Raw genomic sequence first — 14,009 nt, forward strand, 5'->3', positions numbered from 1 at the left:
CCACACAGAGCAGAAGGACACCACCATGAGCACCACCATCGAACAGCCCCGGGCCCGCCAGCGCTCGTTCCGCCGGACCGCGATCGTCGCGGCCTCGACCTTCGCCCTCGGGATCGGCGCCACCGCCGGCCTCGCGGCGACGGCCAACGCCGAGTCGCTGAGCGGCGGCACGATCACTCTCGACACCGGGGCGACTTCCGGCTCGCTGCCCTACGCCGGCTCCTGGGTCCACCTCTACGAGGACGGCAACCCGAGCGCGCCGTACACGAACCCCTCGTCGCCGGCGGCGAACCAGACCTACACGCCACTGGTCGACGGTACTGCCGGCCTGACGATCGGCACCGCGCAGGGCGAGGCCAGCCCGGCCTACGACGGCAGCTTCAACTCGCTCAGCGACGCGATCGTGGACCCGCAGCTGTTCGGGCCGCTGACGTTCGGCGTCTTCACGACCTCGGCCCCGGCCCTCCACGTGGCCAGTGGCAGCACGGCGGCGACGCAGGCGATCACCTCCGGCGACCTCGGGGGCTGGACCGTCGCCTACGGCGGCACGAGCTACCCGACGAGCTCCAACACGACCACGGGCAACCTGGCCGGCACGGTCACCTGGAACGACCGCTTCGACCACAGCCAGGGCGGCCACATCAAGTTGACGTGGATCGCCGACATCACGAACGGCGACTTCGCGCCGTTCACGTCGAAGTGGAACGCGGAGGGGGTCATCAGCTTCTAGAGCCCTGGCCCTCGCCGCACCCGGGGACTCCGGGGTGGCAGCACGGGCCAGCAGGACGACGGGGCACCGCGAGCGTGCGGTGCCCCGCGACGACGACCGCGTCCCGGCGGCGGGCTCTCTCTCCTCCTCCCCGCCGCCGGACGTCGGTCTCCCCCTTCCGCACGACCGAGGACCGCTCCATGCTTCCATCGACCGCCCCGCTACGGCATCGACTTCCGTCCCCCGCCCGCTCGCTCCGCGCGCGGGCGCTCCCCTTCCTGCTGCTGGCGCTCGGCGTGCTGCTGCTGGCCTGGCCGACCCTCGCCGGGGCCGACGAGGACAGCCAGATCGTCGGCTGGGGCGGTTCGGCCAGCGGGACCCTCGGGGCCGGCTTCGACGGCGTGACGGTCGCCGTCCCGACCTCGTTGACCGGCGCCGACGCGGCCACCGGTGCCGCGGTCGCCGCGACCCGCAGCTTCCTGCTCACGCCCGACGGCCTGCTCGCGTCCGGGGCCGGGCCGCTGGGACTCGGGACCACGGCCTCGGCGAGCAGCTTCACCCCGGTCCCCGGGACCGCGGGCGCGACCCAGGTCGCCGCCGGGACCGACGCGACGCTGGTCGTCCAGGAGGACGGCAGCGTCGCCGCCTTCGGCACCAACAAGCACGGCGGCGCCGGCAGCGGTGCGCTCGGCGCCGCGGTCCTCGCGCCGACGCCGGTCGCGGGCCTGCCGAGCGGGGTCCGGATCGCGCAGGTCGCCGCGGGCACCTACGCCAGCCTCGCCCGTGCCGCCGACGGCAGCGTCTGGAGCTGGGGCGGCGTCAAGCGCGCCACCAACGGCCAGGCGGTCGGTGTCGCCGGGGACACGGTCGTCCCGCAGGCGGTCGCGCTGCCCGCCGGACGGCAGGCGACCGAGATCGCCGCCGGCACCACCCACGCGCTCGCGCTGCTCGACGACGGCAGCGTCTGGGCCTGGGGCGCGACCAACGGCAGCGGCCAGATCGGCAACGGCACGACCGGAGCGACCGCGGTCGCCCCGGTCCAGGTGATCGTCTCGCCCGCCGCCGGGCAGCCGCGCGTCAGCACGATCTCGGCCGGCGCCGCCCGCAGCTTCGCGGTCCTCGACGACGGCAGCTTCCTCGCCTGGGGCGCGGCGGCGGGCGGGGGGCTCGGGCTCGGTCAGGGCGAGGAGACGGCTGGCCTGCCGCTCCCGACCGCACCGAACCCGAACCTGCGCCCGTCGTTCCCGACCTACCCGAAGCTGGCCCGGATCGAGGCCGGCGCGCTCACGACCTACGGGCTCGGTCGCGACGGCCGCGTCTACGCCTGGGGCCGCAACGACAACGGCCAGCTCGGCTCGTCGTCGTACGCCTACGCGTTCCCCTTCGACGGCAGCGCCGGCGGCGCCGTCGGGCAGACGTCGACCGAGATCCCCCAGCGGGTCGGGGCGCTCAAGGAGGTGCCGTGGTTGGCGACCGGGGCGACCGGCACCCGCCAGCTGCTGCGGACGGCTAAGACGCTGCGGCTGGCGACCGTCCGCGAGCCGACCAGCTTCCTCGGCCAGCCGCTCGGCACGCTCGGCGAGACCCACACGATCCGGCTGCGCTCGGCCGACGACCCGTCGACGGTCGAGCGGGTCCGGATCGTCGGCCGCAACGCCCGCGACTTCCTGGTCGTCGGGACCGAGGGCGACGTCGTGCTGCCCCGTACCCTCCCCGCCGCCGGTCAGATCGGGATCGACGTCCGGTTCGCCCCGTCCGGGCTCGGTGAGCGGACCGCCAGCCTGGTCGTCGAGGCCGCGGGCGAGACGGTCACCGTGCCGCTCGACGGCTACGGCGACGCGCTGTCCGGCAGCCTCGCCGGGGTTCCGGGCCTGCCCGGCGTCAACGGGCTCGACGGAGCGAAGGGCCGCGACGGCGTCGACGGCGGGGCCGGACGGGCCGGGACGATCGGCTTCGCGGCGGTCACGGCGCGGACGACCGTGAAGCGCGGCCGGACCGCGTCGCTCCCGCTGCTGCTGGTCAACGGCACCAGCACGACGCTGGCGGCGACCGCGGTCACGGCGACGGCACCCGCCTCGCTGCGGGTGCGCGGCGGACGGCGGACGACGGTCCCCGCCACCGGCTCGGGTCGCAGTCGGAAGCTGGCGGTCCGGCTGCGGATCGGCGCCCGCGCGAAGATCGGGACGCACAGCGTCCGGCTGCGACTGAAGGTCGGGACGACCACGGCGACCCGGACGGTGCAGGTGCGCGTCACGCGTTGACCGGGTCGGGACGACGACCGTCGTTCGGCGTCGACCGGGGGCGGCGCCGCGGGAGGCCCTCGCTCGGTCGACGAAGGCGCTCCGACGGCGTCGGCGCGGCGGACGGGGCGGCAAGACTCCCCGCGGCGCGACGGTTGCCTCCGCACGCCGCAGGGAGCGCAGTACCGGCGACGACCGCGAGGTCGTCGCTGTGGCCACACAGACCGCCACCGAGGGTACCGCGCGGGCCGTCGTCGCTGGGCTCGGTCGTCCGCCATCCGGCGCGGGCCGAGTGGCGGGCCGAGCGCGGCCTACGCCGGGCGGGCCTTCATCCACTCCGCCTTGTGGATGCGCTTGGCCGCCTGGTAGTCGGCGAGGGCCTGGGTCGAGTCGACGTCGCCGAGGGTCGGGTGCCAGGGGATCAGGTCGCGGGCGACCTCGACGTCGAACCGCTGGGCCAGGACCGAGCCGAGCGCCTTGACCTTCATCTCGCCGATCCCCGGCAGCGCGGCGAGATTGTCGCGCAGGGCGGACGCGTCCTCCGCGTCGGTCCAGACCCGGGCGGCGTCGCCGTCGTAGTGGTCGCGGACGTGGACCGCGAGGTCGTGGACGCGCTGGGCCATCGTGCCCGGATAGCGGTGGATCGCCGGCTTGGTCCGGAAGACCGGCTCGAGGTCGGCCGCGGCAAGCGTCTCCGCGTCGAAGCGGCCGAGCCGCTCGCGCAGCACCAACGGGCCGGCGAACGCCTTCTGGACGGTCACCTGCTGGTCCAGCACGAAGCCGACGAGCAGCGCCAGCGGATCGCTGGCGATCAGGGCGTTGGCCTCGTCGGAGTCGGTGAAGTACAGGCGATCGGGCACGGCTCGATCGTAGCCGCCGGCCTCCGTGTCGCCACGCGGCGGGACCTCCGAGAGCGGTCCAGGTCGCTTTGGAAACCGCGGCGAGTCCGGTAGGTTCACGCGGGAACCCGCGCCGACGGCTCCCGCTCGCAGCTCGCGACCGTCTGGTTCTGGGTCCTGCGCGCGCCGAAGGGCTGAGCGCGGCGGTCGTTGGGCGCGGTGGCGCCCGGCGGTCGTGGGTGTCGGCGGCCGGTCGTGGCGGACGGCCGGCAATCGCGCGGCGCGGCGTGCCCCGGCCGATCGACCGAGGACGGAAGCTGTCCTCGTCGCGACCTAGCCTCGCGGGTATGACGAATGCGAGCCTCCCGGCGGTCTTCCTGAGCGGGGCGGGCCTGCCCGCGTGGATCTGGGACGACGTTCGGGCGGCGTTGCCCGAGGGACGTCCGAGTCGGGTCGCGGAGTACCCGCGCCGGCCCGACGCGTCGCTCGACGACTACGCCGCGCACGTCCTGGCGGAGGCCCCGTGGCCGCGGTTCGTCGTCGTCGCGCACTCGCTCGGCGGGGCCGTCGCGACGCAGATGGCGGGCCAGGCCCCCGACCGACTCGCCGGGTTGCTCGGGATCTCGGCCGTGATCCCCGCGTCGGGACGGTCGTTCCTCGGGGCGATGCCGTTCCCGCAGCGGCTCGTGGTCGGGGCGATGATGCGGGTCGCGGGCACACGGCCGCCGGCCAAGGTGATCCGCGCGGGCCTCGCTCGCGGTCTGGCGCCGGCGGAGCAGGAGCGGCTGGTCCGCGAGTTCGTGCCCGAGAGCCAGGCCGTCTACCGCGACCCGACCGGCCCGCGGAGCTTCCCCGCCCACCGTGGATACGTCCGCACGACCGACGACCGCGAGCTGCCCGACGGGCTGCAGCAGCGGTTCGAGCGGACCCTCGGCGGCCCCTGGTCGCGGACGATCGCCAGCGGACACCTGCCGATGCTCGAGGCGCCGGGAGCGTTGGCCGCGCTGGTCGAGGAGTTCCTCGGCGCCGCGGACGCCGACGCCGACCCCGACGCGCGCCGTGCGGCCAGCTGATGCGGATTTGCCGTCGTATAGGCGGTAAATCCGCATCAGTTCACCCGTCCGCCCCGCCACCGGTCCGCCGCCGGCCGCCGGTCCGCCCGCCGCGCCCCGCCCGCCGCCCGCCGCCCCGCCCTACCGCAGCACCCGGTACTTCAGGTGCGTCGCGTGCGTCCCGTCGATCACGTGGAGCGGCTCGAGCTCGATGTGCTCGGGGTCGAGCCGGTCGAAGAGGCGGACGCCCTGGTTCATCAGCACCGGCAGGACGTGCAGGTGCAGCTCGTCGAGCAGACCGGCGGCGATCGCCTGCTGGACCGCGCTGGCGCCGCCGCCGATGTCGACGTTGCGGTCGCCCGCTGCGGCCGAGGCCTGGGCGATCGCGCTCTCGATCCCGTCGGTGACGAACGTGTAGGAGGTTCCGCCCTGCTTGACCACGGTCGGTCGCGGGCGGTGGGTGAGGACGAAGACCGGCGTTCGGAAGGGCGGATCGTCGCCCCAGTGCTCTTCGCCGGTGTCGAACATCGTCCGGCCCATCACGACCGCGCCGGTCGCTTCGAACCACTCGCGGAGCAGCTCGGAGTCGGTGTTGTGCTCGCCCCCGGTCATGCCCTGGCGCTCCCGCCAGCTGGCCAGGCCGGCCGCCCACTCGTGCAGCCGGATCCCGCCGTCGCCGCCCGGGTTGTCCGGCACGCGCACGTTGGGTCCGGCGATGAATCCGTCCAGCGAGATCATCAGGTCGGCGGTCACGGTCGTCATTCGCTGCTCCTCGTTCCGGGCTCCCCTGTGGCGCCCATCGTAAGCAGGTCGGCGCCGACCGCCGGTTCTCGACACGGCGCTGACAGTCGCCCCGGACCTCGCGCCGCGGCGACCGTCATTCCGTAGCGGTTCGGGGTGGTGGGGACCGTAGCGGCGAAGCGGCGAGCTGATGCGGATCTGCTGTCGTATAGGCGGCAAATCGGCATCAGCTTGCCGGACGGCCGCTCGCCGCGCGCTCGACCCTCAGTCGCCCGCGGCCCCGACCAGCTCTCGCGCGACGACGAACGGGGCCTCGGTCTTCTCGCGGATCTCGTCGACGGTCGCGTCGCCGAGGGTCTCGACCAGGACGAGGCCGTCCGGGCCGCCGAGGTCGAAGACGGCGAGGTCGGTGATCAGGCGGTCGACGCAGCGGCGGCCGGTCAGCGGCAGGTCGCAGCTGGTCTTGATCCGGGCGGCCCCGGCGCGGCTGACGTGCTCCATGATCACGATCGTCCGCTTGGCGCCCTGGACCAGGTCCATCGCGCCGCCCATCCCCTTGACCATCTTGCCGGGGATCATCCAGTTCGCCAGGTCGCCGTCGGCGGAGACCTCCATCCCGCCGAGGATCGCCAGGTCGATGTGGCCGCCGCGGATCATCGCGAACGACTCGGCGCTGTCGAAGAACGACGCTCCCGGAACGGCGGTGACCGTCTCCTTCCCGGCGTTGATCAGGTCGGCGTCGAGCTGGTCCGGGGTCGGGTAGGCACCGATCCCGAGCAGGCCGTTCTCCGACTGCAACAGGACGCCGACGCGGTCGCTGGCGACGTTGGCCAGCAGGGTCGGCATCCCGATCCCGAGGTTGACGTAGGTGTCGTCCTGGATCTCGGCGGCGGCGCGCTCGACGATCCGCTGACGGGCGCTGCTCATGCTCCGACCTCCGTGACGGTCCGGCGTTCGATTCGCTTCTCCAGCCCGGGGCTCTCGAAGACCCGCTGGACGAAGACCCCCGGCGTGTGGACGTGATCGGGATCGAGCTCGCCGACCTCGACCAGCTCCTCGACCTCGGCGATCGTGATCCGCCCGGCGGTCGCGGCCAGCGGGTTGAAGTTCCGCGCCGACTTGCGGTAGACGAGGTTGCCGGCGCGGTCGCCCTTCCACGCCCGGACGAGCGCGAAGTCGGCGGTGATCGCGCGCTCCAGCAGGTACTCGACGCCGTCGAACTCGCGGGTGTCCTTGCCCTCGGCGACCGGGGTGCCGACGCCGGCGGGGGTGTAGAAGGCGGGGATCCCGGCGCCTCCGGCCCGCATCCGCTCGGCCAGCGTGCCCTGGGGGACCAGCTCGACCTCGAGCTCGCCGGACAGGAACTGCTGCTCGAAGCGCTTGTTCTCGCCGACGTAGGACGCGACCATCTTGCGGATCTGACGGTCGGCGAGCAGGATCCCGAGGCCGAAGTCGTCGACGCCGCAGTTGTTGCTGGTCACGGTCAGGTCGCGGACGCCGCGGTCGCGGAGGGCGGCGATCGCGTGCTCGGGGATCCCGCAGAGGCCGAAGCCGCCGACGACGAGGCTGGCCCCGTCGGGGACGTCCGCCACCGCCGCCTCGGCGGAGGCGACCACCTTGCTGCTGGACCGGGAGCCGATGGGAGCCATGGCTCCAGCCTGCCGCGCCCGGTTCGAGAAGTCCAAGACCAACTGGCGCTCCGACTTATAAGCTGAACCTATGGAACTGCGGCAGCTGCGGTACCTCGTGGCGCTCGCCGACGAACGCCACTTCACCCGCGCCGCGGCCCGGCTCGGGATCGCCCAGCCGGCGCTGTCGCAGCAGATCCGGCGGCTCGAGTCGCAGGTCGGGATGGCGCTGGTCGAGCGGACCACCCGCAGCGTCGCGATGACGGTCGCCGGCGAGACCCTGGTCGCCGGGGCCCGCCGGATCCTGCGCGAGGTCGACGCCACCGCCGACGAGCTGCGGGCCCTGCGTGGGCTGGAGACGGGGCGGATCGTGATCGGGGTGACCAGCACGCCGGGCGCGGTTGACGTCGCCGCGCTGCTCGGGCGCTTCCACCGCGAGCACCCGGGGATCGAGCTGGACGTGCAGGAGGACCTCAGCGTCGCGCTGATCGCCCAGCTCGAGGCCGACGCCCTCGATCTGGCCCTGATCGCCGAGGGCCCCGGGTCGGCTCCGGCCACGCTCGAGGTCCGCTCGTTGGCGTCCGAGCCGCTGGTCGCGGTCGTCCCGCCCCGGCATCGGCTCGCCGGGCGGGCGGAGGTCTCGTTCGCCGACCTGCGCGACGAGCCGCTGGTGACCTTCCGCCGCGGGGCGCGGATTCGCGATCAGCTGGAGGAGTGCGCGGCCGCGCTCGGGTTCGTCCCGCGGATCGCGTTCGAGACCGCCGACGTGGCCCGCGCCCGGGCCCTCGTCGCCCAGGGCCTGGCCGTCTCGGTGCTGCCCTCGACCGACGCCCTGCTGCCGGGGGCCGGGGTCGTGGTGGTCCCGTTCGAGGACGAGCGACTGGCGCTCCGGACCGCGATCGCCGTCCGCCGTGGTCGCCACCTGGCGCCGGCCGCAGCCGCGTTCCTGGCGGCGGTCGGGGACGGCGAGAGCGCGAGGTAGGTGGGCCGGGGTTGGGGTTGGGGTTGGGGTCGGTCGGGGCGGGGTGGCGTTGGCGGCGAGCCCGGGTCCGCGGCGGGTCGGGTCGGGTCGGCGGGGATGGGGGCGCGTCGGGTCGGCGGGGATGGCGGCGCATCCGGCAGCCGGTTTGAGCGGCCGCGATGTCTTGTCCACCGTGGCGGTGGCAAACGCATCGAGAAGCGAGGCGGCCGACCCTGCCCTCGGCCCTCGCACCGACCGCGATGTCTTGTCCACCGTGGCGGTGGCAAACGCATCGAGAAGCGGAGCGGCGCACTTGCCCCGCCTACCGACGGGCCTTCGCCGCCGACCGACGGCCCGCCGACCGGGCGCCCCCGCCGACCGCCGGGGGCGCCCCGCCCCTCAGCCCTCCAGCAACCCCGCCCCGTCGAACACGCACCGCCCGCCGACGAAGGTCGCGGCCGGGGTCAGGGCGTGCAGCCGGTCGGCGTCGATGGTCAGCGGGTCCTCCTCGAGCACGACCAGGTCGGCGAGCTTGCCCGGCTCGATCGAGCCCTTGTCGCGCTCGGCGTGCTGCTGGTAGGCGGCCGTCGCCGTCCACGCCCGCAGCGCCTCGTCGCGCTCGATCCGCTGGTCGGGGCCGACCGGGCGCCCGTCCGACTCGGCGGTCTCGCGGGTCACCAGCGCCTGGACGCCGCGGCGCCAGTCGGCCGGGACCACCGGGGCGTCGGAGCTGTCGGAGACGGCGACCCCGGCGTCGAGCAGCGCCCGCACCGCGACCGTCCCGTCCCAGCGCTCGTCGCCCAGCGCCGGCCGCATCGCTCCGGCGTGGTGGTAGCGGATCAGGGCGTTGGTCGAGACCCCGATCCGGTGCGCGGCCAGCCGGGCGATCGTCTCCGGCCGCAGGACCACGCCGTGGATCAGGACCGGGCGCGCGTCCGGCCACGGGTCCGCCTCCTGGGCGGCGACGAAGCCGTCGACGACCGCATCCCCGGCGCGGTCGCCGATCGCGTGGACCTGGACCTGCAGCCGGTGCTCGTGGAGCAGCCGGATGCAGCGGTGGAGGTCGGCGACGCGGGCCTCGTCGTCCTCGCCCTCGACGACCAGGCCGCCGGTCTGGTCGGTCCCGGGGTAGGCGTCCCCGACCCAGGCGGTCCGCTGGCTGGGCACGCCGTCGGCGAAGACCTTGCCGCCGGCGATCGCCAGCCACTCGTCGCCGAAGCCGGTCGTGACCCCGGAGCCCTCGAGCCCGCGGGCGATCTCGTCGCTGGTGTTGCTCGTCCCCGACGCGCCCCAGTGCAGCAGGCAGTGCACGCGCACGGTCGGGTCGCCGATCCGGCGGACCTCGGCGTAGTCGCGCAGGCCCTCCGCGGTCACCCGTGGGTCGGTCACGCTGGTGACCCCGAGCCGGTTGAGCTGGGCCATCGCGGCCAGGATCTCGGCGGCGCGGACCGACCGCGGCGGATCCGGCATGCAGCACTCGACCAGCTCGGTCGCGGACTCCAGCAGCAGCCCGGTCGGCTCGCCGCTGGCGGGGTCGCGGACGATCAGGCCGCCGGTCGGGTCGGGGGTGTCGCGGTCGATCCCCGCCGCCCGCAGCGCCGCGGCGTTGACGAGCGCGGCGTGCATCGAGAAGTGCCAGAGGAAGACCGGGCGGTCGGGATGCGCGGCGTCGAGCTCCTCGCGGCTGGCGGCCCGGCCCCCGTCGCCGAGCTCGCCGACGGTCGTCTCGCTCCAGCCGGCGCCGACCAGCCAGGCGTCGTCCGGGCGCCGACGGCCGTGGGCGACGGTCGCGTCGACCAGCTCGGCGAGGGTCGCGAACGGCACGGTCAGGTCGAGGATCCGGCCCGACAGCGCGGCGCTCAGCTCGTCGAGGTGGATGTGCTGGTCGATGAGCCCGGGCAGCACGGTCCGCCCGCGCAACTCGACCACGCGGGTCGCGGGGCCGACGAGGCCGGACAGCTCGGCATCCCCGCCAACCGCGACAATCCGTCCGTCGCGGATCGCGACCGCCTCCGCGCGGCGGAAGGCGGCGTCGACGGTCACGACGTTGCCCCCGCGCAGCAGGAGGTCGGCGGGCAGGTCCCGGCGCTCGGATGGGGTCGGCACGGCCATGGGAGGTCCTTCGGTCGGAGGGCGCGAGCGACACCGGCAAGGCCGCCGGATCCCGCGTACGGATCTCGTATATCACGATCCATGTTGCGGTATCCAGGCGCCTACCGTCTGTTTGGCTGCCGCGGCGAATCCCCCGATGTCCGCTGACTTTGGGCGATTTGTGCCGCCTCCAAAGAACTTTCGCGATCGTCCCTTGACGAACGACCGCTTCTTTGCGTAAGGTGCCGCTACCCGAATAGCGCAATGCGTGTTGCGCTAAGTGGGACGCCAAGGGAACGACATGACAGAACCACGACACGACGACCGCGCCACGGCGCTCAGCGAGCCCGCCAAGGGCCGCGGCGCAGGCGACATCCAGGCCGTGCACCGCTGTGCGCAGATCCTGGAGCTGCTGACGCTCCACGAGCAGGTGCGGACGGTCGACGTCGCCGCGGCGCTCGAGCTCGAACGCTCGACGGCCCACCGCTACGTCACGTCGATGGCCAACACCGGCCTGGTCGAGCGCTCCGACGGCGGCTTCCGCTTCGGCCCGCTCGCCCGCCACCTCGGCGCCGTCGCGCTGCGCCGGACCCGCGTGCTCGAGGAGGCGGCCCCGTACATGGCCGCGCTCGCCGAGGAGATCCGCGAGACCGTCGTGCTCAGCGTCTGGAGCGGCCGCGGCGCGGTCGTCGCCAAGGTCCAGGAGGACCCGCGCCGGCAGGTCCAGGTGATGGTCCGCGAGGGCAGCCAGCTGCCGCTCTACGCCGCCCAGTCGCAGGTCTTCCTCGAGCTGCTCGACGACCGCGTCCTGGTCGACGCGCTGCTCACGCAGCTGCCCGTGGCGGCCCGCGACGACGTCGACTCCGGGATGGCGAGCTTCCGGGAGACCGGCGTCGCCGAGAACGCCGTCGTCGCCCAGGGGATCCGCACGATCGCGGTCCCGATCCTCGACAGCCGCGAGGCGGTCGCCGCGACCCTGGCGATCGTCGGCACCACCGCGGCGGTCGCCAGCGACCCCGGATCCGGCATGGCCGGGGCGTTGCGCCGGACCGCCGATCAGATCGCCGCCCGCCTCGCGGGCGCAGCACCTCCGTCGACCGTCGCGTCGACCAGCGAGAAGGACAACGAAGCATGATCGAGCACGACGACCACTACATCGGCGGCGCCTGGACCCCCAGCGCCGGCAGCGGACGGATCGACGTGATCGACCCCGTCACCGAGCAGGTCATCGGCCGCGTCCCGGCCGGCACCGCGGAGGACGTCGACCGGGCGGTCGCGGCCGCCCGCGCCGCCTTCGGCCCCTGGGCCGCGACCCCCGCCGCCGAGCGCGCGGCGATCCTGCGCCGGATCGCCGCCGGGATCCGCGCCAACCAGGACCGGATCGTCGACTCGATCGTCGCCGAGCTCGGCACGCCCCGCACGCAGGCGCAGGCGATGCAGGTCGGGATCGTCGCTCACACCTTCGAGGACGCCGCCGACGCGATCGAGCAGCGGCCCGAGGTCGAGCAGCTCGGCAACTCGCTGATCCGCTGGGAGCCGATCGGGGTCGTCGGCGCGATCACGCCGTGGAACTTCACGCTCTACCAGCTGGCCCTGAAGGCGGCCCCGGCGATCGCCGCCGGCTGCACCGTCGTCGCCAAGCCGAGCGAGGTCGTCGGCCTGACCCCGTACCTGCTGGGCGAGATCGTCAGCGAGGCGGGCCTGCCCGGCGGCGTGCTGAACCTGGTCTGGGGCGACGGCCCGGTCGTCGGCGAGGCGATCGCCTCCCACCCCGGGATCGACGCGATCTCCTTCACCGGCTCCAACCGTGCCGGCCGCCGGGTCGCCGAGCTGGCCGCCGCGACGGTCAAGCCGGTCGCGCTCGAGCTGGGCGGCAAGAGCCCGCAGATCCTGCTCGACGACGCCGACCTCGAGCAGGCCGTCGCCGCCGGCGTCGCCAACTGCTTCGGCAACAACGGCCAGGTCTGCGCCGCGCTCTCGCGGATGATCGTGCCGCGCGAGCGGCTGGCCGAGGTCGAGCAGCTGGCGGCCGCCGCCGCCGCGACCTACGTCCCGGGCGACCCCCGCGAGGCCGACACCAAGCTCGGCCCGGTCGTCTCGGCCGTCCAGCGCGACCGCGTGCTCGGCTACCTGCGGGCCGGAGTCGAGGACGGCGCCCGCGTCGTGCTCGGCGGTCCCGACGACCAGGACGTGCCGGAGACCGGCTACTTCGTCCGCCCGACGGTCTTCTCGGACGTCGCCCCCGACGCCCGGATCGCCCAGGAGGAGATCTTCGGCCCGGTCCTGTCGATCATCCCGGTCGACAGCGAGGAGGAGGCCGTCGCCGTCGCCAACGGCACGCCGTTCGGCCTCAACGCCGCGGTCTGGTCGGCCGACGCCGACCGTGCGACCCGCGTGGCCGCCCAGGTCGACGCGAGCACGGTCTACATCAACGCCGGCGCGTTCAACCCGTCGGCGCCGTTCGGCGGCACGAAGCAGTCCGGCTACGGCCGCGAGCGCGGCCCGCACGGGCTCGACGAGTACCTGCGAACCAAGGCCTACCAGGTGTAGGGGGCCCAGCCGTCCGCCGGCCGCGTGCCGGCGGACGAGCGAGGGACACGATCGCCGGTCCTGGACCGGCGTCGGGGTGAGGGTCACCGGTCGCGGACCGGGGGCCGAGGGTGTGAACGAGAGGTACGAGGAGAGACCATGAAGAAGACAACGGGTGTGATCGCGACCTGCGCGGTCCTCGCAGCCCTGACCGGCTGCGGAGGGTCCGCGACCGGTTCATCGGACGACGGCGGCAAGGGCGGCAGCCTGACGTTCGTGTCGTTCGGCGGCGCGTTCCAGGACAACCAGACCAAGGCCTGGAGCACCCCCTTCACCGCGAAGACGGGGATCAAGGTCGTCAACGACGCGCCGCCGGACCCGGCGAAGCTGCGCGCGATGGTCGAGGCCAAGCGCGTCTCGTGGGACGTCATGGAGTGGGACAGCGGCAGCGCCACCTCGTGGTGCGGAACCCTGCTGGAGAAGCTCGACTACTCGGTCATCGACCGCGACCAGTTCCCGAAGGGGACCGCGACCGACTGCGGCGTCCCGGGCGTCTCGTACGGCCTGGTGATGCTCTACAACACCGACGACTTCAAGGACAAGCCGCCGACCAAGCTGGCGGACTTCTACGACACCAAGAGCTTCCCGGGCAAGCGCGTCACCTCGCGTGAGGTCGAGACCGGCCTGCTCGAGAACGCGCTGCTGGCCGACGGCGTCGCCGCGGACCAGCTGTACCCGCTCGACGTCGACCGCGCGCTGGACGTCTGGGGCCGCGTCAAGGACAAGACGACGTTCGCCAAGACCTACGGCCAGATCCAGCAGCTGATGGTCAGCAAGCAGGCCTCGATGGCGCTGGTCGTCCAGGCCCGTGCGCTCTCGGCGACCCGCGAGGGCGCCCCGTTCAAGCCGGTCTGGGACAAGACGACGGTCGTCTCCGACGACCTGATGGTGCCCAAGGGCGCGCCGAACAAGGCCGAGGCGATGAAGTACATCGCGTTCGCGACCGAGGCCCCGCAGTCGGCGAAGTTCGCCGAGCTGTCCGGGACCGCCCCGGCCAACGTCAACGCCAAGCCGACCTACGACCCGAAGGCCGCCGAGCTCGACCCGCTCGCGGGCAAGGATCGCGGCGAGACCGTCCAGATCGAGTCCAAGTGGTGGGCGCAGAACGGCGAGGACACCCGCCGCAAGTTCACCCTCTGGCTCGGGGGCTGAGGCCGAC

Annotated in this window: 12 protein-coding genes; 7 read left to right on the plus strand and 5 right to left on the minus strand. The window is 74.0% G+C overall.

Annotated features, from left to right (window positions below; translation table 11 throughout):
* Window positions 1-25: 25 nt before the first annotated feature.
* Window positions 26-730, plus strand: coding sequence for a hypothetical protein (locus tag ACVUH9_RS10035; protein ID WP_475756426.1), 705 nt, complete (start codon window positions 26-28; stop codon window positions 728-730).
* Between the two features lie 179 nt (window positions 731-909).
* Window positions 910-2,970 carry an RCC1 domain-containing protein gene (locus ACVUH9_RS10040; RefSeq protein WP_475756428.1) on the plus strand — a complete coding sequence of 687 codons (2,061 nt, stop codon included), beginning with the start codon at window positions 910-912 and terminating at the stop codon, window positions 2,968-2,970.
* Window positions 2,971-3,260: 290 nt separating this feature from the next.
* Here the strand turns inward: ACVUH9_RS10040 and ACVUH9_RS10045 are convergent, their stop codons facing one another.
* Window positions 3,261-3,809: an HhH-GPD-type base excision DNA repair protein gene (locus ACVUH9_RS10045; RefSeq protein ID WP_475756430.1), complete on the minus strand. Its 549-nt coding sequence runs from the start codon at window positions 3,807-3,809 to the stop codon at window positions 3,261-3,263.
* A 326-nt stretch (window positions 3,810-4,135) separates the two neighbouring features.
* Between ACVUH9_RS10045 and ACVUH9_RS10050 the strand changes: the two genes are divergently transcribed.
* The gene (locus ACVUH9_RS10050; RefSeq protein WP_475756432.1) at window positions 4,136-4,861 is read left to right on the plus strand and encodes an alpha/beta fold hydrolase; all 726 of its coding nucleotides are present in this window, start codon (window positions 4,136-4,138) and stop codon (window positions 4,859-4,861) included.
* A gap of 120 nt (window positions 4,862-4,981) precedes the next feature.
* Here ACVUH9_RS10050 and ACVUH9_RS10055 read toward each other — a convergent pair whose 3' ends face one another.
* From ACVUH9_RS10055 to ACVUH9_RS10065, 3 genes are all read right to left on the minus strand, one after another.
* On the minus strand, window positions 4,982-5,602 hold the full coding sequence (locus ACVUH9_RS10055; protein WP_475756434.1) for a dihydrofolate reductase family protein: 621 nt from the start codon (window positions 5,600-5,602) through the stop codon (window positions 4,982-4,984).
* Between the two features lie 243 nt (window positions 5,603-5,845).
* Window positions 5,846-6,508, minus strand: a complete 663-nt coding sequence (locus ACVUH9_RS10060; RefSeq protein WP_475756436.1) for a 3-oxoacid CoA-transferase subunit B — start codon at window positions 6,506-6,508, stop codon at window positions 5,846-5,848.
* Window positions 6,505-7,230, minus strand: a complete 726-nt coding sequence (locus tag ACVUH9_RS10065) for a CoA transferase subunit A (RefSeq protein WP_475756438.1) — start codon at window positions 7,228-7,230, stop codon at window positions 6,505-6,507. The genes ACVUH9_RS10060 and ACVUH9_RS10065 overlap by 4 nt, the downstream gene beginning before the upstream one ends.
* Window positions 7,231-7,300: 70 nt before the next feature.
* Between ACVUH9_RS10065 and ACVUH9_RS10070 the strand changes: the two genes are divergently transcribed.
* Entirely contained in the window at window positions 7,301-8,191 is an 891-nt protein-coding gene (locus ACVUH9_RS10070) for a LysR family transcriptional regulator (protein WP_475756440.1), read from the plus strand.
* A gap of 378 nt (window positions 8,192-8,569) precedes the next feature.
* Here ACVUH9_RS10070 and ACVUH9_RS10075 read toward each other — a convergent pair whose 3' ends face one another.
* A complete protein-coding gene (locus ACVUH9_RS10075; RefSeq protein WP_475756442.1) occupies window positions 8,570-10,282 on the minus strand; it encodes an amidohydrolase in 1,713 nt (570 codons plus the stop codon).
* A 280-nt stretch (window positions 10,283-10,562) separates the two neighbouring features.
* Between ACVUH9_RS10075 and ACVUH9_RS10080 the strand changes: the two genes are divergently transcribed.
* The 3 genes from ACVUH9_RS10080 (at window position 10,563) to ACVUH9_RS10090 (ending at window position 14,002) form a co-directional block, all read left to right on the plus strand.
* Entirely contained in the window at window positions 10,563-11,396 is an 834-nt protein-coding gene (locus tag ACVUH9_RS10080) for an IclR family transcriptional regulator (protein WP_475756443.1), read from the plus strand.
* Window positions 11,393-12,811, plus strand: coding sequence for an aldehyde dehydrogenase family protein (locus tag ACVUH9_RS10085; protein WP_475756445.1), 1,419 nt, complete (start codon window positions 11,393-11,395; stop codon window positions 12,809-12,811). The genes ACVUH9_RS10080 and ACVUH9_RS10085 overlap by 4 nt, the downstream gene beginning before the upstream one ends.
* A gap of 138 nt (window positions 12,812-12,949) precedes the next feature.
* Entirely contained in the window at window positions 12,950-14,002 is a 1,053-nt protein-coding gene (locus ACVUH9_RS10090; protein ID WP_475756447.1) for an ABC transporter substrate-binding protein, read from the plus strand.
* Window positions 14,003-14,009: the final 7 nt, after the last annotated feature.

The sequence above is a fragment of the Patulibacter ginsengiterrae genome (assembly GCF_056269115.1).